The sequence below is a fragment of the Oceanobacillus sp. GQ8 genome (genome assembly GCF_059758495.1).
In genome coordinates this window covers 60,902-83,216 of the sequence record NZ_JCAXEV010000002.1, presented here as the reverse complement: position 1 = coordinate 83,216, position 22,315 = coordinate 60,902, and the positions used below count along the sequence as shown (strand labels likewise).

Annotated in this window: 20 protein-coding genes, 2 tRNA genes, 1 other RNA gene, 2 riboswitches and 1 other annotated feature; of the genes, 17 read left to right on the top strand and 6 right to left on the bottom strand. The window is 39.8% G+C overall.

Features of this window, described 5'->3' with window-relative positions:
- Positions 1 to 186 precede the first annotated feature (186 nt).
- Positions 187 to 412 (top strand) — a binding site (T-box leader).
- Between the two features lie 189 nt (positions 413 to 601).
- The 10 genes from serS to tnpB all read left to right on the top strand — a co-directional run bounded on the left by serS (position 602) and on the right by tnpB (position 11,083).
- A complete protein-coding gene (gene serS, locus AC6CHS_RS05415) occupies positions 602 to 1,876 on the top strand; it encodes a serine--tRNA ligase (protein WP_498234677.1) in 1,275 nt (424 codons plus the stop codon).
- Positions 1,877 to 2,251: 375 nt separating this feature from the next.
- Positions 2,252 to 3,151 carry a glycine betaine ABC transporter substrate-binding protein gene (locus AC6CHS_RS05410; protein ID WP_498234675.1) on the top strand — a complete coding sequence of 300 codons (900 nt, stop codon included), beginning with the start codon at positions 2,252 to 2,254 and terminating at the stop codon, positions 3,149 to 3,151.
- Between the two features lie 186 nt (positions 3,152 to 3,337).
- A riboswitch (SAM riboswitch) is annotated at positions 3,338 to 3,445 on the top strand.
- A gap of 104 nt (positions 3,446 to 3,549) precedes the next feature.
- A riboswitch (SAM riboswitch) is annotated at positions 3,550 to 3,652 on the top strand.
- An 81-nt stretch (positions 3,653 to 3,733) separates the two neighbouring features.
- Positions 3,734 to 4,765: a methionine ABC transporter ATP-binding protein gene (locus tag AC6CHS_RS05405; protein ID WP_161464011.1), complete on the top strand. Its 1,032-nt coding sequence runs from the start codon at positions 3,734 to 3,736 to the stop codon at positions 4,763 to 4,765.
- Positions 4,755 to 5,405 (top strand): methionine ABC transporter permease, encoded by a 651-nt coding sequence (locus tag AC6CHS_RS05400; protein WP_161464010.1) that lies wholly within the window; start codon positions 4,755 to 4,757, stop codon positions 5,403 to 5,405. Before AC6CHS_RS05405 ends, AC6CHS_RS05400 begins: the two co-directional genes overlap by 11 nt.
- Before the next feature lie 27 nt (positions 5,406 to 5,432).
- A complete protein-coding gene (locus AC6CHS_RS05395) occupies positions 5,433 to 6,251 on the top strand; it encodes a MetQ/NlpA family ABC transporter substrate-binding protein (RefSeq protein ID WP_498234672.1) in 819 nt (272 codons plus the stop codon).
- A 48-nt stretch (positions 6,252 to 6,299) separates the two neighbouring features.
- Positions 6,300 to 7,505, top strand: coding sequence for a M20 family metallopeptidase (locus AC6CHS_RS05390; protein ID WP_498235676.1), 1,206 nt, complete (start codon positions 6,300 to 6,302; stop codon positions 7,503 to 7,505).
- A gap of 163 nt (positions 7,506 to 7,668) precedes the next feature.
- Positions 7,669 to 7,953, top strand: a complete 285-nt coding sequence (locus tag AC6CHS_RS05385; protein WP_498234670.1) for a hypothetical protein — start codon at positions 7,669 to 7,671, stop codon at positions 7,951 to 7,953.
- Positions 7,954 to 8,055: 102 nt separating this feature from the next.
- A tRNA-Ser gene (locus AC6CHS_RS05380) sits at positions 8,056 to 8,148 on the top strand.
- 560 nt (positions 8,149 to 8,708) lie between these two features.
- Positions 8,709 to 9,524 (top strand): pyrroline-5-carboxylate reductase, encoded by an 816-nt coding sequence (gene proC, locus AC6CHS_RS05375; RefSeq protein WP_498234669.1) that lies wholly within the window; start codon positions 8,709 to 8,711, stop codon positions 9,522 to 9,524.
- 407 nt (positions 9,525 to 9,931) lie between these two features.
- The gene (tnpB, locus tag AC6CHS_RS05370) at positions 9,932 to 11,083 is read left to right on the top strand and encodes an IS200/IS605 family element RNA-guided endonuclease TnpB (protein WP_498234667.1); all 1,152 of its coding nucleotides are present in this window, start codon (positions 9,932 to 9,934) and stop codon (positions 11,081 to 11,083) included.
- Between the two features lie 76 nt (positions 11,084 to 11,159).
- Here the strand turns inward: tnpB and AC6CHS_RS05365 are convergent, their stop codons facing one another.
- Both AC6CHS_RS05365 and AC6CHS_RS05360 read right to left on the bottom strand, forming a co-directional pair.
- Positions 11,160 to 11,843 carry a deoxynucleoside kinase gene (locus AC6CHS_RS05365; RefSeq protein ID WP_498234666.1) on the bottom strand — a complete coding sequence of 228 codons (684 nt, stop codon included), beginning with the start codon at positions 11,841 to 11,843 and terminating at the stop codon, positions 11,160 to 11,162.
- A gap of 36 nt (positions 11,844 to 11,879) precedes the next feature.
- Positions 11,880 to 12,524, bottom strand: coding sequence for a deoxynucleoside kinase (locus AC6CHS_RS05360; RefSeq protein ID WP_498234664.1), 645 nt, complete (start codon positions 12,522 to 12,524; stop codon positions 11,880 to 11,882).
- 201 nt (positions 12,525 to 12,725) lie between these two features.
- On the opposite strand from AC6CHS_RS05360, the gene AC6CHS_RS05355 reads away from it, so the two are divergent.
- Together AC6CHS_RS05355 and AC6CHS_RS05350 are read left to right on the top strand one after the other, a co-directional pair.
- Positions 12,726 to 12,798: transfer RNA gene (locus AC6CHS_RS05355), tRNA-Arg, on the top strand.
- A 279-nt stretch (positions 12,799 to 13,077) separates the two neighbouring features.
- A complete protein-coding gene (locus tag AC6CHS_RS05350; protein ID WP_498234662.1) occupies positions 13,078 to 13,845 on the top strand; it encodes a PAS domain S-box protein in 768 nt (255 codons plus the stop codon).
- A gap of 190 nt (positions 13,846 to 14,035) precedes the next feature.
- Here the strand turns inward: AC6CHS_RS05350 and AC6CHS_RS05345 are convergent, their stop codons facing one another.
- Positions 14,036 to 14,227: a DUF6366 family protein gene (locus tag AC6CHS_RS05345; protein WP_379551978.1), complete on the bottom strand. Its 192-nt coding sequence runs from the start codon at positions 14,225 to 14,227 to the stop codon at positions 14,036 to 14,038.
- Between the two features lie 316 nt (positions 14,228 to 14,543).
- Between AC6CHS_RS05345 and AC6CHS_RS05340 the strand changes: the two genes are divergently transcribed.
- From AC6CHS_RS05340 to AC6CHS_RS05330, 3 genes are all read left to right on the top strand, one after another.
- Positions 14,544 to 15,773, top strand: a complete 1,230-nt coding sequence (locus tag AC6CHS_RS05340; protein WP_106895348.1) for a dicarboxylate/amino acid:cation symporter — start codon at positions 14,544 to 14,546, stop codon at positions 15,771 to 15,773.
- Positions 15,774 to 16,010: 237 nt separating this feature from the next.
- Positions 16,011 to 17,726 carry an acetate--CoA ligase gene (acsA, locus tag AC6CHS_RS05335; protein WP_498234659.1) on the top strand — a complete coding sequence of 572 codons (1,716 nt, stop codon included), beginning with the start codon at positions 16,011 to 16,013 and terminating at the stop codon, positions 17,724 to 17,726.
- A 161-nt stretch (positions 17,727 to 17,887) separates the two neighbouring features.
- Positions 17,888 to 18,403 (top strand): type 1 glutamine amidotransferase domain-containing protein, encoded by a 516-nt coding sequence (locus AC6CHS_RS05330; RefSeq protein WP_498234658.1) that lies wholly within the window; start codon positions 17,888 to 17,890, stop codon positions 18,401 to 18,403.
- Between the two features lie 193 nt (positions 18,404 to 18,596).
- On the opposite strand, the gene AC6CHS_RS05325 is transcribed toward AC6CHS_RS05330, so the two are convergent.
- Together AC6CHS_RS05325 and AC6CHS_RS05320 are read right to left on the bottom strand one after the other, a co-directional pair.
- The gene (locus tag AC6CHS_RS05325) at positions 18,597 to 19,886 is read right to left on the bottom strand and encodes a glycoside hydrolase family 18 protein (RefSeq protein WP_498234656.1); all 1,290 of its coding nucleotides are present in this window, start codon (positions 19,884 to 19,886) and stop codon (positions 18,597 to 18,599) included.
- Positions 19,887 to 19,950: 64 nt separating this feature from the next.
- Positions 19,951 to 20,484 (bottom strand): cysteine hydrolase family protein, encoded by a 534-nt coding sequence (locus AC6CHS_RS05320; RefSeq protein WP_498234654.1) that lies wholly within the window; start codon positions 20,482 to 20,484, stop codon positions 19,951 to 19,953.
- A 76-nt stretch (positions 20,485 to 20,560) separates the two neighbouring features.
- Between AC6CHS_RS05320 and tadA the strand changes: the two genes are divergently transcribed.
- Entirely contained in the window at positions 20,561 to 21,046 is a 486-nt protein-coding gene (gene tadA / locus AC6CHS_RS05315) for a tRNA adenosine(34) deaminase TadA (RefSeq protein ID WP_498234652.1), read from the top strand.
- 82 nt (positions 21,047 to 21,128) lie between these two features.
- Positions 21,129 to 21,394, top strand: an RNA gene (gene ffs, locus AC6CHS_RS05310) — signal recognition particle sRNA large type.
- A 140-nt stretch (positions 21,395 to 21,534) separates the two neighbouring features.
- Here the strand turns inward: ffs and AC6CHS_RS05305 are convergent.
- Complete coding sequence (locus AC6CHS_RS05305; RefSeq protein ID WP_498234650.1) at positions 21,535 to 22,101, bottom strand: beta-class carbonic anhydrase; 567 nt, start codon at positions 22,099 to 22,101, stop codon at positions 21,535 to 21,537.
- Between the last annotated feature and the right edge of the window lie 214 nt (positions 22,102 to 22,315).

The window sequence follows — 22,315 nt, the reverse complement described above, 5'->3', positions numbered from 1 at the left end:
CCTCCGTGTGCTACGCACTACGGGGTCTTACCGATGCCTTTTCTCCCCAAGAAGTCTACGTATTTTCCTTCGCTAGATGTTGTGTCACTATTCTTTACAAACGGCGATAGAGAAAGAGTGTAATTAAGACCAGGGTTGCAATCGATGTATAAATTGTATATGATATGCTATAATTAGTAATAGAATATAAAAGTTATGACAGGAATTAGTAACAGTATACCTTTCTAAAGAGAGTCGATGGTTGGTGTAAATCGATGTGAGCGTACTGTGAATCCATCCTTGAACTGGTTCATTGAAACCGGATTTTCCGGAAGTAAATAAACCCGGTAGTTACCGTTAAAAACTGTGAGCCGGAAGAGGTTATACTCTTCAACAAGGGTGGCAACGCGGGAATTATACTCTCGTCCCTATTTATTTAGGGACGGGAGTTTTTTGTACGTTAGGTATATATACAATTTTAGCTAGAGCTAGGAGACAATGACGAAGTAGTTAAAATTTTGTAGTACCAAGTATAAGAAGATCGTACACATTCGCTAAAAAGACGAGCGAATGCGAGTTTTTCTAATGTTATGAACCCTGTCATAAAAAGGAGGAAACGAACATGTTGGATATGAAGTTTTTACGTAACAACTTTACGGAAGTGAAGGAAAAATTAGCACACCGCGGTGAAGATCTCTCCGAGTTAGACAGATTTGGGGAATTAGATGAAAGACGAAGAGAGCTCATTGCTGAAACAGAAACGTTGAAAGCGAAACGTAATGAAGCGTCTAAGCAGATCTCTGTTCTTAAAAAAGAAAAGAAAGATGCTGATCAAGCAATTAAAGAAATGCGTGAGGTTGGAGAACGCATCACTGAACTGGATAAAGAATTAAAAGAAATTGAAGAAACACTTAACATGATTATGCTTTCTATCCCAAATATTCCTCATGAAAGTGTACCTGTGGGAGAAGATGAAGAGGATAATAAAGAAGTGCGCAACTGGGGGGAACGCAAAGACTTTAGCTTTGAAGCACAACCTCATTGGGATATTGCGACAAACCTTGATATCCTTGACTTCGAACGTGCAGCAAAAGTAACAGGAAGCCGATTCGTCTTTTATAAAGGGCTTGGAGCAAGACTAGAGCGTGCTTTATTAAACTTTATGATGGATTTACATGCAGATGAACATGGCTATGAGGAAATGCTTCCGCCATATATCGTCAACCGCACCAGCATGACAGGAACAGGTCAGCTACCTAAATTTGAAGAAGATACCTTTAAGCTAGAAGAGTGGGATTATTTCATGGCTCCTACAGCAGAAGTACCTGTTACGAATTATCATCGTGATGAAATCTTAAATGTAGATGATCTTCCTAAAAAATACGTAGCTTTCAGTGGCTGTTTCCGTTCTGAAGCTGGTTCTGCTGGTAGGGATACACGTGGTCTTATTCGTCAGCATCAATTTAACAAAGTGGAGCTCGTTCACTTTGCTAAACCAGAGGATTCTTATGAGACATTGGAGAACCTGACAGGAAATGCTGAAAAGGTATTACAACTATTACAGTTACCATATCGTGTCATGAGCATGTGTACTGGTGATCTTGGATTTACAGCAGCGAAGAAATACGATATTGAAGTATGGATCCCAAGCCAAAATACGTACCGGGAAATTTCTTCTTGCTCTAACTTTGAAGACTTTCAGGCAAGACGTGCAGGAATCCGTTTCCGCAGAGAAGCAAATGCGAAGCCAGAGTTTGTTCATACTTTGAATGGCAGCGGATTGGCACTTGGTCGTACCGTTGCAGCTATTCTGGAGAATTACCAACAAGAGGATGGCTCTGTCATCGTCCCTTCTGTACTACGTGCCTATATGGGTGGCAAAGAAGCCATTAAATAATTGGATAAGATAAAGAGTAAGGCTGTTTTTCGGTTATCGAAAAACAGCCTTTTCTAGTTGTTCACTCATCGCGAAGATAGTAGATAGATTTTTCCCTCGTAACTCTATGATTGATATTCCCTTTATAGCAAAATTGTACAAAAAAGGCGTAAGTCGGAGTAAAACGACGTAATAAAAGCATGTCTCAAAGAAAACTCTGTTAAATTAAAATTTTACAAACTTTTTATACAGAAATAACTGATTATGGACTTTGAATCAATCCTCCAATAGGTATAACATTAAACTTGCATGCTTGCGATCTAACATGCCGGGGATCGTACCATCAAATATATTGAAATTATAGTAGATAAAATGGAGGTTATTTTTTACAACATGATGAATTTCAAACGAAAAATAGTAGGAATATTTATTGTTTTAATCTTATCTCTTATGATAGCAGGTTGTGGATCAAGTAATGAGGATGCACAAGCAGAAGGAAGTGTTAGTGAAGAATTAGATTATACAATTACCGGTACAGAGCCTGGTGCTGGACAAACTAAGAAGAATGAAGAAGTTTTAGATTCGTACGATAATCTTGCCGGTTGGGAACAGGAATTGTCTTCAGCAGGAGCAATGTTATCCCAATTAAGTAAAGCGATTGATAATAAAGAACCAATTATTTTTAGTGCATGGTCTCCTCATTATAAATTTGCCAAGTGGGATTTAAAATATTTAAAGGATCCCAAAGGTATTCATGGTGATGAAGAAAAGATTACAACGATTGCTAGAAAAGGCCTAAAGGACGAAATGCCTGAAGCTTACACAATTATTGATCGCATACAATTGGAGCTTTCAGATGTAGAAGAAGCATTATTAGAGGCTCAAGAAAAGGAGTATGCTGAAGTAGTAAAGGAGTGGGCTAAGGATAATCAAGAAACAGTTGCAGAATGGACGGAAGGTGTAGACTCTGTGGATGGCACTTCTATTGAAATCGCTCTTTTACCTTGGGATGATGCAATTTTTACAGCAAATGTTGCAAAAAACGCATTAGAACAAAAAGGATTTGATGTGACACTTACCCAAGTTGACCCAGCTATTATGTTTGAGGCTATAGCAACTGGGAGTGCTGATGCATCATTAGCAGTATGGATGCCAGTAACACATGCCGAATTATATAAACAATATGAAGATGATTTTGATGACTTGGGACCAAACTTAGAGGGAGCCAAAACTGGGTTAGCAGTACCAGCTTATATGGATATTGACTCTCTAGAAGATCTAGAACCAAAGGAATAAATCTTGCATAGAAAGAAACCTATCTGTTTGTGGTAATTCAAAGGATAGGGTTCTTTATTTTTTAGTAATCCTTTATTTATGCTAAAAAGTAAAAAAATGAATTGAATAATTTATTAGAAAAAACTGTTGACAGATTGAAAGGCTGGTAGTATTGTAAGTAGCAACAACAAATTAAATATGCATTACTTCTTATTCAGAGAGATGGAGGGACTTGGCCCATTGATATCTCGGCAGCGGACTTTTAATAGTACTGTGCTAAATCCAACAGGCGAATGCGAGCCTGAAAAATAAGAAGAGGATGATCGTACATAGCTGATCCCTTCTTATTTTTATAAGAAGGGATTTTTTAGTTTTACGCGAAACAACTCTTCTTCACGACAAAATTAAATATGCATTACTTCTTATCCAGAGAGGTGGAGGGACTGGCCCATTGATACCTCGGCAACGTGCTTTTAAAGCAACGTGCCAATTCCAACAGACGAAGGTCTGTAAAGATAAGAGGAGGATACTAGCTCATTGCCTCTTCTTATCTTATAAGAAGAGGCTTTTTAATTTGAAACTACAACGAGCAGGAGGAAGTAGATGATTACATTTGATCAGGTTTCAAAAGTATACGGCGAAAAGGCAGAAGGCGTAAAAGCACTGGATAATGTGGATCTCCACATAGAAGAGGGAGAGATATATGGGGTGATTGGGTTTAGTGGTGCTGGAAAAAGCTCGCTCATTCGATGTGTTAATTTACTCGAACAGCCAACATCCGGAACAGTGACCGTGAATGGGCAAAACTTACAAGCACTTTCACCAAAAGAACTACGGGAGGCAAAGCGAAACATTGGGATGATCTTTCAACATTTTAATTTACTTAATTCGAAAACCGTGTTTACCAATGTCGCAATGCCCTTACTTTTAAGCAAAACTCCAAAAAAGGAAGTAACGAAGCGTGTTTATGAACTTCTTGATTTTGTCGGCTTGCGTGACAAGGCTGACAGCTATCCAGACCAACTTTCTGGGGGGCAGAAACAGCGAGTTGGGATTGCCCGTTCTCTTGCAACCCAGCCATCCATTCTTTTATGTGATGAGGCAACATCAGCCCTTGACCCAGACACAACAAATGCTATTTTAAAACTTTTAAAGAAAATTAATCAGGAATACAATATCACCATTTTAATTATCACGCACGAAATGGGCGTAATTAGAGAAATTTGCGATAAAGTTGCTGTGCTGGAAGATGGAAAAGTAGTCGAATCTGGTTCTGTATTTGATGTCTTTTCTCAGCCACAAACGACCACAGCTCATAACTTTGTCAGTACGGTGATGCATGATCAAATCCCAGATTCCGTATATGAGTTAGTAAGAAAACAAGATGCACATAATCAAATTTATCGGATTGTATTTGTTGGCGAGTCTACTGGAACACCGTTGTTGTCGCAAATCGCAAAGCAATACGAGGTAGAGGTAAATGTTCTGTTTGGTAGTATCACAGAATTACAGGGCGTACCATTTGGAAATCTTATCGTGCAATTTGAAGGGGAAGAAAAAGAGATTAATCGTGTCATTATGCATATTCATCAACAAAAAGTAAGTGTAAAGGAAGTGTTAGCAGATGTTGGTTGATTGGCAAACAATAACAGAGGCATTATGGCAAACCATTGTAATGGTCGCAGTCGCCCTATTTTTCTCTATGATTATAGGGTTGGTATTAGGAATTGTCCTTGTTGTGACACGTAAAGGGCACCTATGGGAAAACAAGTATATTTTTACGGTCTTAAATGCAATAGTAAACATATTTCGTTCTATTCCGTTTATCATCCTAATGGTCGCAGTCATTCCATTCACTAGATTAGTTGTTGGAACCTCAATAGGTACTGCCGCAGCTATTGTACCAATGGTGTTATTTGCAGGACCATACATTGCAAGATTAATAGAGAATTCTCTTTTAGAAGTAGATCCAGGTGTGATGGAAGCTGCCCAGTCAATGGGAGCGACACCTTGGCAAATAATCATTCGCTTTCTTATACCAGAAGCTCTTAGCTCCCTCGTGTTAGGGGCGACTATTGCAACAATTGGATTGGTTGGAGCCTCAGCCATGGCAGGAGCAGTTGGTGGTGGCGGATTAGGAGACCTGGCCATTACCTTTGGTTATCAGCGATTCGACACAATGGTGATGCTAATAACAGTAGGAATACTCGTCGTCATGGTTCAAGGATTACAATCCACCGGAAATATTTTATCCAAGAAAATAAGAAGAAGATAAAATCAAAACAAAAGGAGAAGATACAGCATGAAAAAGTTAAGTCTATTATTGTTACTAGTTAGTTTAAGTTTGGTTATCAGCGCCTGTTCTAATGGGGAGGCTGCAACGAAGGTCAAAGTAGGAATTAGTGGCTCTGACACAACTATTTGGGATTATGTAGCAGAAAAGGCCAAGGAAGAAGGAATAGAGGTTGAGATTGTTCGCTTTTCTGACTATGTGCAACCGAACCTAGCACTAGCTGAGGGTGAAATCGATGCAAATGCTTTCCAGACCGTTTCCTATTTTGATGCCTTTATCGAGGAGCATGACCTTGATCTGACTCCAATTGCTACAACGGTTATCGCACCAATGGGTCTTTATTCTGAAAAGCATGATTCCGTAGAAGATATTCCTGAAGGTGGAACGATTGCCTTAGCTAAAGAAGCAACGAATATGGGCCGTGGATTACTTCTTCTAGAGGAAGCTGGATTAATTAAATTGGAAGAAGGATTTGACGGAAATGGGTCGCTGGATAAAATCGTAGAAAATCCGAAGAACCTGAAATTTGAACAGCTTGTAGCGGGTCAGACTCCAAGGGTGTTGCCAGATGTAGATGCATCCATCATAAATAACGGCATTGCAGTGGACGCTGGATTTAGTCCAATGGACGATTCCATATTCCACGAGGATGAAACAGCTACCCCGTATATTAATATTATCGCCGTACAAGACAAAGACAAAGACGATGAAACCTTAAATAAACTAGCAGAAATTTATCAGTCTGATGACGTAGCAGACTTTATTATTGAAGAACGCGATGGAAACTCCATCCCGACATTTGTACCACTAAGTGAAATTGGTCATTAAAAGAGAGAATAGAAGTACAGGATAAAAATAAAAAACGAGGTGGATAAAATGAGTGTTGTTGCCAAAAGTTTAGAAGAAGTGAAGAAGATTATTGTTGATAATATAGAAGAAAATAAACAGAAATACATTCAAGCAAGTCATGATATTCATGATAACCCGGAAATCGGAAACCAAGAGTACTATGCATCTGGTCGCTTAATTGAATTGCTTGTTGAGGAAGGGTTTTTAATAGAAAAAGGGGTAGCAGGACATGAAACAGCATTCGTTGCGAAAAAGAAAAGTGAAAAAGAGGGCTTAAGAATTGGCTTTTTGGCAGAATATGATGCCTTACCAGAAATCGGTCATGCCTGTGGGCATAACTTAATTGGTACCACGAGTGCTGCAGCTGCTATTGCACTTAGTAAAGTATTGGATGAAGTAGGAGGAGAGCTTGTCGTATTAGGTACCCCTGCAGAGGAAGGAGGCCCAAAAGGAAGTGCGAAAGGAAGCTTTGTAAAGGCGGGATTGCTCGAAGATATTGATGCAGCGATTATGATACACCCAGGTGCTGAGACCAATTTAACTGGTCCGAGTCTCGCTGTAGATCCACTTGATTTCGCTTTTCATGGAAAACCAGCACATGCTTCCGCCCATCCAGATAAAGGAATTAATGCTTTAGATGGCGTCATTCAACTATTTAATGGCATTAATGCATTACGACAGCACCTTCCGTCAGATGTTCGCATTCATGGAATTATTACAGATGGTGGAGATGCACCGAATGTAGTACCAGATTACGCCAAAGCAAGATTTTATATTCGAGCTAGTTCTCGAGAGCTTTTAAACGAAGTAACGAAGAAAGTGAAGGGTATTGCACAAGGAGCAGCATTAGCTACAGGCGCTGATGTGAAAGTGATTGCTTTCCAAAATGAAGTAGATAACTTTGTCGTCAACAAACGATTTGACCAAGTATTTAAAGAAATAGCTGAGGAATTGGGAGAGGTAGTAAATACGGAGGAAAGAAAGGCTTTAGGCTCAACAGACGCAGGAAATGTCAGTCAGGTAGTACCAACCATCCATCCGCACATCAAAATTGGCTCGAGCGATCTAATTGGTCATACAGTAGCATTTAGAGAAGCTGCACGCTCCGAACAGGGCGATGAAGCACTTATTAAAGGAGCGAAGGCGTCAGCATTCACTGCGCTACAGCTTCTGACAAATAGTACGTTGTTTGAGGAGATCAAACAAGAGTTTACAGAGCGGACAGGAAAATAATCTTAGACAGCTAGAGGGTTTATTCCCCTTTAGCTGTCTTCATGTTTCTAAATTAAAGACAAGGGCTGGTAATTGAAGTATAATTTCATAGTCACAAGTATTCGAGAGAAGGGAAGCAATGGCGGGTAGTTGTCGATAAAAGCATGAATAGAGGTAACTACCGATGAGAATTATTGTTAGGTTTGCTATGTATCAATTTGTCTTGTTTTCTTTACTTTTTGCCATTAACGTCCCCCTTGATAGATTTATTAGTAAACCGTTTACCTATGTTGACTTTATAGCCACAATTGTCGCTATACTATTCCTTATAATTGGTTATCGTATAGTAAACAAGGTGTATAAAAGGTTTGAAGGTATTGGGTTGCGAACTAAACTATTCATTTCTATTCCAATTGCTCTTGGCTCAATCGTGTTCTTAGCATTGTTGGAGAATCTATTTTTTGGTTAAACTAATTTAGTCTCCATTCTCTTCATTCGCCATCTTTAAATTTTTTGTAGAAAAATAATTGACATCTTTTTTTGAGCATGATATATTATATTCTGTTGCCACGGAGGTATACCCAAGTCTGGCTGAAGGGATCGGTCTTGAAAACCGACAGGCGGGTCAAACCGCGCGGGGGTTCGAATCCCTCTACCTCCTCCATTAATTTAATTAGCGCATAAAATTTGGAGATAAAAAAAACCGTTACCTAGTAGCGGTTTTTTTCTTTACATTAAAATAAGAAGGTTAAACATTGAGATTTCTAGCGTTTCTCTATAAAGTTGGCCACGGCCAGCTCAAGCTCCCAGAGACTAGCGAGACTTCCTTCGCCTCTGCCGCTGTCTCCATCTCCTGTGTCTCAGTCCAGTCCGTACGTCTCTAATCGGGTGCTTGCGCTTTTGTTTATATCTTGACATTTATGCTTTGAAGACATATAGTAATAAAAATTAATAACAAAACGTTGATCAGACTAGTAGTATATAAGCGCCTGAAAGAGATTGGAATTCACCGGCTGAAAAATTCCATTGGGGACAGCGTATATGAACCTGCCTGAGAGTAGTTAGTAAAAAGCTAACCGCAGTGGAACTGTGTTGACAATAAAAGCTGGGCATAAATATGCCAATTTAGGTGGTACCGCGGAAACTCATTCCGTCCTGAGATGATTCAGGATGGCGTGAGTTTTTTTAGTTAATTTTGCTTAAAATATAAAGGAGGAATAGAGAATGAAGAAGATTGCCTTTATCGGAGCAGGTTCTATGGCAGAATCCATTATTTCTGGCATTGTACAGGCAAATGTATTGGAAAACGATGATATTATCGTAACAAATAAGAGTAATAAAGAACGGGTAGAACGTCTTGAGGAAAAGTATCTCATTACAAGCATGCAAGATAAAGCGGACGTTGTGAGGGATGCTGATGTTATTGTTCTAGCAACAAAGCCTTACGATCTAGAGGCAGCAGTAAACTCTATTAAGGAACATATCAAGCAAGATCAGTTGCTTGTTTCTGTGATTGCCGGAATCTCCACAGACTATATCGCCTCCCTTACTGGTCAAGACATTCCAGTCATTCGCGCCATGCCAAATACCTCTGCTTCAATTGGATACTCTGCAACAGCCATTTCGGCGGGTGCATTTGCGAGAGAAGCACATATTGTAACGGCACAGGAGCTGTTTGACACAATTGGTACGACCGTTATTGTAGAAGAAGAGGATATGCATATTGTGACAGGCATTTCTGGAAGCGGTCCTGCCTACATTTACTATTTGGTAGAAGCAATGGAAAAGGCCGCTATCGACTCTGGGCTTGATCAGGAAATAGCAAAGGCTTTAATTACTCAAACCGTACGTGGAGCAGGTGAAATGTTGAAGCAGTCAGGTGATTCTGCAGAAGTATTACGAGAGAAAATCACTAGTCCAGCAGGAACAACACAGGCAGGTATCGAATCATTAAAAGAGAATGATTTTGACCAGATTGTAAGGAACTGTGTCGAGAGTGCAAGAGATCGTTCGATAGAGCTTGGTAAAAAGAATGGCTAATGAGCAATAAACGATTAGGGGGAAGGCTGAATGGAGAAAAAGAGTAAAGGATTTAACAAGCAATTTTTCTTTTGGGCTATACTCGCTATTGTTTTGGTTGCCATCTGGATTTTTATTTAACTGTTGAGCATGCCTCGTCATATAAAACACCCTACTGTGAAGAAGCCAGATTGGCACTTTATACAGTAGGGTGTTTTTTAATTAATATTAGAGGAGCTGCTACGTTTTAACCAGGCACTCTGCGCTTTTGATTTTATCGTTATTAGACAAGAAGACTCCATCCTCAAGCTCAGCTAGGGTGGAGATGAATTGTCTGGTTTTCCTGTATTAAACATAAAAAACGAACGTTTGTGCTTGTTTTTCTGCTATAATAGATTTAATATTTATATAAGAAAGTTGTGAAAAATATGTCTATTCACAAAGCCTATAAGTTCCGGATCTACCCAAATGCATTACAAGAAGTCTTCATTGCGAAGACGATTGGTTGCTCCCGTTTTGTGTTCAATCATTTCCTAAATCAATGGAATGAAGCTTACACGAAGAGGGGAAAAGGATTGACATATAAGGCTTGTTCCGCCCAGCTTACACAACTCAAAAAGCAATTGGTATGGCTTCAAGAAGTGGATAGCATAGCCGTGCAGTCATCGCTTAAACACTTGGCTGATTCTTATAACCGCTTTTTCCAAAAACAGAATAAAGCGCCACGGTTTAAGTCAAAGAAAAATCCTGTTCAGTCTTATACGACAAAGTGCACCAATCATAATATAGCGGTGGTTGGGAACAAACTCAAATTGCCAAAATTGGGTCTTGTCAGATTCGCCAAGAGCCGGGAAATTGAGGGACGTATCCTGAACGCTACGATAAGGCGCAATCCGAGTGGAAAATATTTTGTTTCGGTTTTAGCTGAAACAGATGTAAAACCATTAGCCAAAACAGGTTCTGCTGTTGGAATTGACGTCGGACTCAAGGATTTTGCCGTTCTTTCGGATGGAACAGTATATAAAAATCCGAAACATTTTCGTACATTAGAGTATCGATTGGCAAAAGAGCAGCGTACTCTATCACGGCGAAAAGAGTGGGCGATAAAGCAAAAACGAGCCTTACAGGACGCCAAGAACTATCAAAAGCAAAAGCGTAAAGTAGCACGCCTCCATGAGCGTATCAGCAATGCACGGCAGGATTACCTGCATAAAATTTCTACTGCTATTGTCAAAAACCACGACATTATCGGAATCGAAGACTTGCAGGTGTCCAACATGCTGAAAAACCAAAAATTAGCAAAAGCTATCAGCGAAGCGAGCTGGTCACAGTTTCGACAGATGCTGGAATATAAAGCGACTTGGTATGGAAAGCACGTGATAAGCGTTGCCAGGAATTTCCCGTCCAGCCAGCTTTGTTCCACACCAAATTGTGGCTATCAAAATAAAGCCGTTAAAAATCTCGGGTTGCGCCAATGGGTTTGCCCCCATTGCAACGCACATCATGACCGGGACAAAAACGCAAGCTTGAATCTTAAAAACGAAGCGTTACGACTTCTAACTGCGGGGACGCAGGGATAGCCTAATAACATAACTTTCGGTTACGAAGGTGTTCTTAGGAATCCCCCACTTCAAACGTCTGTTAAGTGGGGATCATTCAATTCATAAGTTCTCTGGATTTCCAGCGTCTGGATTGCTGGATAAAATGGCCAATTTTTTCAAGGATTGGCTCAATGGAATCTTCTTTTTTCATTAGATCATAATCTGAGATATTAATGCGCAAAATTGGACAGGCATTAAAGTTATCAATCCAATTGGTATAACGGTTGTACATTTCTTCCCAATATGAATTAGGTGTGCTTTTCTCCATTTCCCTACCACGTTCTTGAATACGGTCCACCACTTCATCAAATGAACCTTCTAAATATATAAGTAGATCAGGGTGTGGGAAATAAGGGGTCATCACCATGGCTTCAAATAGATTGGTATAGGTGTCATAATCTGTTTTTGACATCGTTCCATTTTCGTAATGCATCTTAGCAAATATACCAGTATCCTCATAGATAGAACGATCTTGGATAAAGCCACCACCGTATTCAAAAATTTTCTTTTGTTCTTTGAAGCGCTCAGCCAGGAAGTAGACTTGTAAATGAAAACTCCAACGCTCAAAGTCTGCATAGAAATTTTCCAAATATGGATTTGTGTCCACTTTTTCAAAGGATGTTTTAAACTGTAATGCATTCGCCAAGGCCTTTGTCATCGTCGATTTCCCGACACCAACTGTACCGGCAATTGTAATAATGCTGTCATTTGGTATAAGGTATTTTTCTCTTAAATTCATTGGTAGTTCCCCTTTTTTCTTATTTACGCTATTCACCTATCGCCTCATTGCACGGAAACTTTGCAGTTGTTTATCGACCTGCTCTATAATCCCATCCAAATCATGCTGATGCTTTACAAAATCAACCTTGTCTCCATCAATTCGAATCACGGGGATATCTGGATGGAGTATTTCAAATTCATTCATATAGTCCTCATAATCCTGTGCAAGCTGTGCAAGATAGGATGCTTTAATGTTCTGTTCAATATCCCGTCCACGCATCTGGATACGTTCGAGAATGGTATCCAAACTCGCATGCAAATAAATCATCATGTTAGGGACAGGCATATCACGAGTTAAAATATGATATATTTGTTCATACTTCTCAAACTTATCTGGTTGTAAAGTACGCTTTGCAAAGATCATGTTTTTCGATATATGATAATCCGCTACAGCGGCTTTGTCCTGGTTTAAATACTTTTTCTCGATATCCTCGAGCTGTTTAAATCGATTGCATAAAAAAAACATTTCTGTTTGAAAGCTCCACTCGTCAATATCATCATAGAATTTACCGAGAAAAGGGTTTTCCTCAACAATTTCCTTTAATAAGTGAAAGTCATAATGAACAGAAAGTTTTTTAGCTAGGGATGTCTTTCCAATCCCGATTGGTCCTTCTATTGCGATAAAAGGAACTCCTGACATGGCTATTCCTCCAATCCATATTCCATTGAACAAGATGTATTATATTTTACCACACAACGGTTGCCCATACCATGTGAAAAAATGTTATGCTTTTCAAATTGCCCTCCTTTTTGTATAATGATTTGTACGTTGAATAAAAGCGCTGGAGCTGGATGTGGCGAATACTGGTAGTGATTAGTAAGTATGTAGCATTTTTTTCGGGCCCTCGTAGCTCAGGGGATAGAGCATCGGTTTCCTAAACCGTGTGTCGCAGGTTCGAATCCTGCCGGGGGCATTACGAGTAACAACGATGGTATTTATAGATGTGGATATTATGGATACTTTACGCCCTCTTTCCGTTTTTTTGGAAAGAGGTTTTTTTGCGTTGTCTAAATAAGGCAATCGAGATTAAGCAAAAGTAAGAGTAGAGAGCCAAGGTATTATGTATTTAATATGCTTCTATTTAATCAGACGCTATCTAATAATGTCATTAGTAAATATACTCTGATATAATGGACAGATTCGTTATAGTAACTTGGCTTAAGTTAAAAGCTGTTGTTTGGGAGGGAATATCATGCGTAATAAAATCTCAGAAATCGACTATCTTCAGGTTATGGAATACTCTTTGGATCCTCTAATCATTCATACTGATTATCAAATCATTTATATAAACCGAGCGGCTGAGGAACTTTTTGGAGCAGATAAAAGTGAGGTTGTTGGGTCTAGTCCATTAGATATCTTTCAAGAAACTTCAAAGGACTCGATTAGGAATAGAATACAATCTGCCTATGGGCGTCCGGCAGATGTTATTGAGGAAACGGTTTATAGAGTGGATGGAACGACAGTGGAGGTTGAACTATATTGTCACCCTATAGTAGTCGAGGGTAAAAGGGCTATACAAACGTATGTAAGAGACATTACAGAACGGAAAAAAGCTGATCAAAGGCAAATAGAAATGACGGCACAAGTAAATGAATTATCTGCTACTCTTGTACCATTACTCAACGGATTAGCAATTCTCCCGTTAGCAGGCAATTTTGATGATCAAAGAGCAAGACAGCTTGTAGATATTGTACCATCAAAGGTTCAAGCTCAAAATATAAGCTCTTTAATTATTGATTTCTCTGGTATCTATAATCTTGATAATGTGGTGGCAGATCACCTTTTTAAAATAAACAAGGTACTATCTCTGCTTGGCGTGCAAACCATTATCACAGGGCTACGACCTGAGTTAGCGTTGGTAGCAACAAATCTCAACTTGAATTTGACCTCTATCCCAATAATGACTACCGTAAAGGATGCACTTTCATACTTGGGGATAGAGTTTAAGAATAATAATTAATTCTTTTTGAAGAGAATTAATTCATAAAGATATCCCTACTTAGAACACTAATTTGGTTGAATCTCCATTCCTTGCTCTCTATGAGTATTCAAAATGGAGATTTCGTTTTGTTTTGCACAGGTATGTTTATCTTCTTTTCTTTTAAAAGCACGTAATAGATCATCTCTTTTAACATAAGATAATGAAGGTATTAAATAACAAATATCGATACGACGAAAAAGCCAATTATCATCAGGATGATTAGGAGTAAAGTCCCCTTCCAGCCTAGAGCACCAACTAAATCAGAAAGAACACTTCCATGAATACTGCTAGAAGGTCTCTTTAATTCTTCCTGTCTTAATCTTTCTCTTCTTCTTTCAGGAGTTTCCTTATCGTCACTCATTCCCATCCCTCCCTTTTATTATCTAATAATTCTAACATATATAAGTGCCTTCTTTGCATAAAGTTATTCTGAGCATTTTAATTCCATCCTTCAATTCGGTACATTTTCGTTACGAAATATGGGGTTATATTACCATTTTCGATAGAATAAAAATATGGTAAAATAGCATATACTGGTAGTCTATGCTTTATACAATAGGTTCAATCCTGCACATGTATTCCAAATCTATTTTTATCATTTCTAGCAATCTCCCACACAGACCTAAACATTCCAAGTTATACAACAAAAGAATAAAACATAGAAAGGAATTAAGGCTATGAGTCTAACAAAAAAAATTATTATTGCGCTAATTCTCGGTGTTATTACGGGAATTGGTCTAAGCTTTGCACCATCATCTCTATATGGTCCACTAGATACTTACTTATTAGGCCCTGTAGGTCAAATATTTTTAAACTTAATTATGATGATTGTCGTTCCAATTGTATTTGTGTCCATTGTACTAGGTACTGCTGGTCTTGGTGATCCGGCAAAGTTAGGAAAAATTGGTATACAGACAATTCTTTTCTATATGGTTACAACAGCTATCGCCTTAATTATTGGGCTTGGTATCGCCTATATTCTGGAGCCAGGAAAAGCTGGGACGTTCGATACGAGTAATGTAGAGTACGAGTCTCAGGAAGCACCACCAATTATGGATACATTAGTTAACATTATCCCTCAGAACCCAATAGAAGCGATGACCTCAGGGAATATGCTACAGATTATCGCATTTGCTATCTTCATAGGGGTAGCACTTGCAGTGTTGGGTGAGAAAACAATTGGAATCTATCGTCTGTTTGAACAGGCTAACGATCTATTAATCTTTCTTGTTAATGCGATTATGAAACTAGCTCCATATGGGGCGTTTGCTCTTATTGCTTCTGCCATTGGCGACGCAGGACTGAATGCTCTTGGGCCAATGGTCATGTATATGGTCGCTGTTATTCTCGCGCTCATTCTGCATGGCGCAATTACCTACAGTCTTGCTATTTGGGGAATTGGAAAGGGAAGTCCGTTGAAATTTTATAAAGGATTTTTCCCTGCGATGTCTCTAGGTTTTAGTACATCCAGTTCCAGTGCAACCCTACCTGTTGCCATGAAGACTGCTCAGGAAAACCTGGGTGTTAGAAAATCTGTCAGTAGCTTTGTCCAGCCATTAGGTGCAACAATAAACATGGATGGCACGGCGATTATGCAGGCAGTAGCTACAGTGTTTATCGCACAGGTTTACGCAACATCGCTTGGTGTAAGTGATATTGTAATGATCATCTTAACAGCAACACTGGCAAGCATCGGTACAGCTGGTGTCCCTGGGGTTGGGCTTGTCATGCTAGCGATGGTTTTAAACCAAGTCAACCTTCCTGTAGAAGGGATTGCTCTCATAATTGGTGTTGATCGTCTACTTGATATGTTACGGACATCGCTTAATATTACAGGTGATGCAGCCTGTGCATACATTATTTCCGAGAATGAACGAAGAAAAGAAGAAAAGGCTAATCTTACCTGACGTAAGAAGCATCTATCGCAATCGCGGTAGGTGCTTTTTTTTACAGAGAGTGTTGTATATAATCTTGCTTATACACAAGTTTCTCCTTCTTCTGGACTAATTCTCGTATTCTTATATCTAATCACTTTAAAATTTTTTCCATATAGTCTAAAATAGGATTAGTTACCTAAATCTTTAAACAATTCGGATCGTTAAAATGCAATCGTTTACAAAAAAACAGAATGCTGAGGTGATTGGATGGATATGCAGAAAGTACCGTCAAGAGAAGGGGATCACAATTTAAAAGATTACAAGCAGGTGAAAGAAAATTTTTCTTGGGATAAGGTAAAAGAGAACTTTTCTTGGAATGAAACGGGTAAGGTCAATGCAGCTTATGAAGCCATTGATCGCCATGCGGAGAACCCAGAAAAGAGAAACAAGACAGCCCTTTTATATTCTGCTCCGGGCAGGGAGGAGAAGCTAACCTTTCAAGATTTACGTAATCAAAGTAACCGCTTTGCTAATGTCCTGAAAAAACATGATGTTAAGAAAGGGGACCGCGTCTTTCTCTTTATGCCGCGTAGTCCTGAATTTTATGCAGCTTTCTTCGGTATTTTGAAGGTTGGTGCAATAGCAGGGCCTTTATTCGAAGCATTTATGGAGCAAGCTGTTCGAGATAGACTACAAGATAGTGAAGCGAGGGTATTGATTACAACGCCTGATTTATTGGAACGTGTTCCACAGGATGATTTACCGAGCTTGGAAAAAATTGTGCTTGTAGGTAATGGTATAGAAAGCTCTTCTGTATTTGTTGATTACGAAGCAGAAATGAAGCAAGCATCTGACGAATTTTCAATTGAGTGGGTAGATTTAGAGGATGGCATGCTATTGCATTACACCTCTGGATCAACTGGTAAACCAAAAGGGGTCTACCATGTGCATAATGCCATGATTCAACATTATGCTACGGCAGAATGGGTGCTTGATCTGAAGCAGGATGATATATACTGGTGTACGGCTGACCCTGGCTGGGTTACAGGCACAAGCTATGGCATATTTGCACCATGGCTACATGGCGTTACCAATGTTATTAGGGGAGGAAGATTTTCCCCAGAGGATTGGTATGGAACGATTCAAAACCATGAAGTGAGTGTCTGGTATACTGCCCCAACAGCTCTTCGTATGCTTGTGAGTGCAGGGGCAGAGGTGGCCAATAAATTTGCTTTATCCTCGCTGCGCCATATTTTAAGTGTGGGTGAACCGCTAAACCCGGAAGTTGTTACATGGGGGCTCAAGGCATTTGACCTGCGGATTCATGATACATGGTGGATGACAGAGACGGGTGCAATGTTGATTGCCAACATTCCATCAGAGGAAATCCGACCAGGGTCGATGGGGAAACCTGTACCCGGGATTGAAGCTGCCATTGTCGATAACGAAGGGAATGAACTCCCACCAAAACAAATGGGTAACCTTGCGATTAAACAAGGATGGCCTTCTATGATGCGGGCGATTTGGAATAATCAAAGCAAGTATGAAAGCTATTTTATAAATGGATGGTATGTTTCTGGTGACAGTGCGTATAAAGATGAGGACGGCTATTTCTGGTTCCAAGGTCGCTTGGATGATGTTATTAATACCTCGGGTGAACGCGTTGGACCATTCGAAGTAGAAAGCAAGCTCATTGAACATGAGGCGATTGCTGAAGCAGGCGTAATAGGTAAACCAGATCCTGAACGCGGAGAGATAATTAAAGCTTTTATCACGTTAAACAATGGCTATACAGAGTCGGAAGAATTGCTTGAAGACATTCGTAAATTTGTTAAAAATGGGCTAAGTGCCCATGCGGCTCCAAGAGAAATAGAAGTAAAGGATGCTATCCCTAAAACGAGAAGCGGTAAAATTATGCGTAGACTGCTGAAGTCTTGGGAACTGGGACTTCCAACAGGGGACACATCAACCCTAGAAGAATAATAGATTAAAGATCGCTTTTAAAAGATATCTTCACAGAAAAGGCCACGGAGCAACAACGCTTCGTGGTCTTTTCAACTTTCCCTAAAAGGACTAAAATGTTTTATTTTCTCCAAAGTGGGAACACCTATTTATGTAATACTACTAAAAGGAGCGGATAATTCATGGGTAAAAAAATCGCAACAGTGCTTACAAATATGTTTGAGGATGTAGAATATACAGATCCAGCTAAAGCATTTAAAGATGCTGGCCATGAAGTGGTTACCATTGAAAAAGAAAAAGGCGCAAAAGTAACAGGAAAGAATAATAAAGAAAGCTTAAGCGTTGATTATGGTATTGATGATGTAAACCCAAGTGATTTCGATGCGTTATTCATTCCAGGTGGTTTTTCACCAGACCAATTACGCGCTGATGACCGCTTTGTGAAGTTTGCGAAGCATTTTATGGATGAAAAGAAACCAGTATTTGCAATCTGCCATGGTCCGCAGTTGCTTATTACAGCGAAGACTTTAGAGGGACGTAAAGCGACAGGCTTTAAATCCATTCAAGTTGATATGGAATATGCTGGCGCAACAGTAGTTGACGAAGAAGTAGTAGTTTGCCAAGACCAACTTGTAACAAGTCGTCAGCCTGATGATATTCCGGCATTTAACCGCGAATCCCTAAATCTTTTAAAATAAGGGAAAGGGATATTAAAAACGAAGTACTAATTTAGCACTACGGAAAATTATTACGCTGAATTGGGTTCAAAACCTTCTATTATAAGTAAAAGCCGAATGGCGCATTCGATAGCTAAGAAATCTCTCGAATTACCATTCGGCTTTTTAATGTTTAAACCTATTTGCTTTCGTTCGCACGTTTTCAATATTATATCTAAACTAGCTTTTCTACTTTGAATTGGTCGTTTAGTAATAACCAATTTTGCGGGAATGCTAGACCTAGTTTCCAATATGCGATTCCTCGTAGGTCTAGTTCTTTAATTAAATTAAATTTTGCTTGAATGGATCGAGCGTCCTCAAACCACACCTCATGCTGATTACCCTCGCTATCTGTGTATATGAAAAATGGAGCCTGGGAGCCCGGGTCAAACTGGATTTCAGCATTATTTTCCCGCGCGATCGTTATAGCTTGTTGCGGACTTACGGCACGGGCTGCTTCTCCCCCTTCTTCATAAGGAAGTGTCCAGTCATATCCATATAAATTTTGACCTAGCATAATTTTTTCAGAGGGCATTACAGTTAGGGCATATTCTACCACACGTCTTACTTCGTTGAGTGGTGAGACTGCTAGTGGAGGGCCGTAGCTGTATCCCCATTCATAAGTCATGAGAACAACAAAATCAGCAATTTCTCCATGGGCAGCGTAATCATGGGCTTCATACCATTGTCCTGATTGTGTTCCACTGGTTTTGGGTGCAAGGGCTGTAGATAGCATTAAGCCAGCCTGGGAGAAGCGCTCCTTTGCCTTTCTTAAAAAGTCGTTATATGCTTCCCTGTCATCTGCACGGAGAAATTCAAAATCAAAGTGAATATCCGTATATCCACCTTCTTCAGCAACGTTCAAAACGCTATCCAGTAAGGTATTTTGCACTGCCTGCACTGTCAAAATAATATGACCAAGCTCCGCGCTGAATGATCCCTCTTCAAGATTGGTTAAAACAAGCATGAGTGCGGTATTATTTTCTTCCGCAATGGCTGCTAGCCCATTAAGTGGCGGGGGTGTTAGCGTTCCATCTCGATTCACGTTATAACTGAAAATAGAGAGGTATGTTAGGTATGGAGAATTTTTAGTTGCGGCATTTTTTAATGTCTGTGAAACCGTGTCACCCATTGGCTCAATGTATGCAGCCGATTGAATGGATCTTCGAGGCTGCTGGGGGATGTAAAGTCGATACCCAACAGGAAGAATATTTTCAATTGGGAATTGGTTAATTTGTGCTAGCTCCTCTGGTGACATATTGAATTGCTGTGCGATCGAGTACAAGCTGTCACCTTGCTGTACAAAATAAAAACGTCCTATAATAGGAATGACTAATGCCTGACCTACCACAAGGCTATCTGGGGCGTCTAGTTCGTTCGCTTCTGAAATTGCAGTTACAGAAGTACTATATGTATTTGCTATTTCATATAAGGTCTGTCCTTGTTCGACCACGTGAATTTGCATAAAAAATCCCTCCTTCATAGATGTCCTACTTACAAATTATGAAGGAAGGGTTCGTTTTATGTCATTAGAAAGTATCAATATCTGCTTTCATTACAGACTCCATGAGATACAGGGCATAGTCGTTTGTTTGCGTACTCTCAGAGGCCATACAATTTTTTGGTATTTTTAAATCAAATTTATACATATAAGCATCCTTGGCTGTAAACAAAATACAAATGTCACCTGCAATACCGGATATGATTAATTTGGTTTTCCCGAGCTCTGTTAAAAGCGATTGAAGAGGGGTTTGGAAAAAGGCCGAATGCTGTGGTTTAATAAGAAAATAGTCGTCATCATCCGGACCAATCGCATCAATCACTTCGTGGCTCTTCTCATTCTTACAGTAGTCTGTTACTTTTTTAAAGTCAGCCTGCCATAAGCCATAGTGATCATTTATATAAATAAGAGGCAAGTCATGATCCTTTGCATATTGACGAAGCCTTTTCATATTCGGTAGAATTTCTTTAGTGTTGGCGAGTAAGTCATCTCCACCATCAAAATCAAAATGGTTTATAATATCTACAAACAATACAGCAGTATCGTTTTGTGGCGTTTCCATGCTAGCAGCTCCTTTTTAACATCATATTCTATTTATTACCTATTTGAACTAATTCAAACTTAAGAAGGTGTCATGTATGAAGATGGACGATCATTTTATGGAACAGGCAATTATACAAGCGAAAAAAGCAGGTGCGAAAAAAGAAGTTCCGATCGGCGCTGTGGTTGTTTTTCGAGATGAAGTCATTGCCACTGGTTATAACGAACGGGAGGCTTCCCAAACTACGTTATCGCATGCAGAATTATTTGCGATTGAGGAAGCGAATAAAAAGATAGGGAGCTGGCGCCTGGAGGACTGCACACTCTATGTCACGTTAGAGCCATGTCCGATGTGTGCTGGGGCAATTGTACAATCAAGAATAAAGCGAGTTGTATATGGGGCGCCAGATCCGAAGGCTGGGTGTGCTGGTACACTTATGAATTTATTAGATGAAAAACGATTTAACCATCAAGTCGAGGTGACAGGTGGTATTTTGGAAGAGGAGTGTGGCTCCCTTTTACGTAATTTCTTTCGAGATTTAAGAAGGCAAAGGAAAACTGGGGATGGGTCGTTGTCTGATTAAAACAGCCTCCAGCTTTTATTCCCATATTTTTGTATAGGACAATCATTGCATTCTACTAAAAAAGTCGTTATAATAGTTAATGTCGTGCTAAGCGGGGAGGTAGCGGTGCCCTGTACTCGCAATCCGCTATAGCGAGGCCGAATCCCCACCCAAGGTTTGGCGACTTTATGGTCTGCCCTAACGGAGTGGTGTTGACGTCCAGGTCCTGCGCAACAGAGACCCATGAATTCTGTCAGGTCCGGAAGGAAGCAGCAGTAAGTGGTTATCTCCGTGTGCCGCGGGGAAGCCTGGGCCGAGCCATGAACTTAGGTAACGCATAGGGCCGTCAAATCGACGGTGGGTGCACGGCATACATATAAAGAAAGCCTTCAGCCCCTTAAGGGCTGAAGGCTTTCTTCAGTTTTGCTTACAATTTAGTGGATGAGCGACATTTTGGCCTGCAATATCTCGCGACTGGCACTCCAATTCTTTAACGCATAACTAGCGTCTTATTTAGTTGCATATCCATCGACGATAAGATCAAGCTTTCCTGTATCTGGATTGATCACAAGTCCGTGTACGGGTACATCAGTTGGCAACAGTGGATGGTTATGTACAGTGGAAACACTGTGTTTAACACTGTCCTCTACATTGTCAAACCCTTGTAGGAATTGTTCAAAGTCAATACCGGAAAACGCAAGTGTATCCAGTTTCTCTTCTGTCACACCACGCTCTTTCATTTTCTGTAGTGTATCGTCTACTTTGATTCCGGACATCCCGCAATCATGGTGTCCTACTACACATATTTCGTCAATTCCAAGTTCATAAACACCAACTAAAATACTCCGCATAATACTGCCGAAGGGGTGGGAGACAAGCGCGCCTGCTGTTTTTAAGATTTTCACGTCCCCATTCCCAACATTCATTGCCTTTGGTAAGAGTTCGACTAATCGTGTATCCATACATGACAAGATTAGTAAGCGTTTATTGGGAACTTTACCTTTCTGGTATGCCTCATATTCCTTTTTTTCTACAAATTCTTCGTTATAGGATAAGATATCATTTAATAGACTCATATCAATTCTCCTTCATACTTGTTTCTTATTTATTATAAAGCAAAATCGCAAGCAGGCAAAACAGAATAGATTTTATATAAAGAAATTACATATGCACTAATCTTTTTTTATCCTATATATCAGGTGGCAGAAGAATTCCAATCATGCAGCTACTGGAGGGCTTGTGGCTAGGACAATATAACCTTTTGTCTTGCACACATTATTTTTGTTAAAA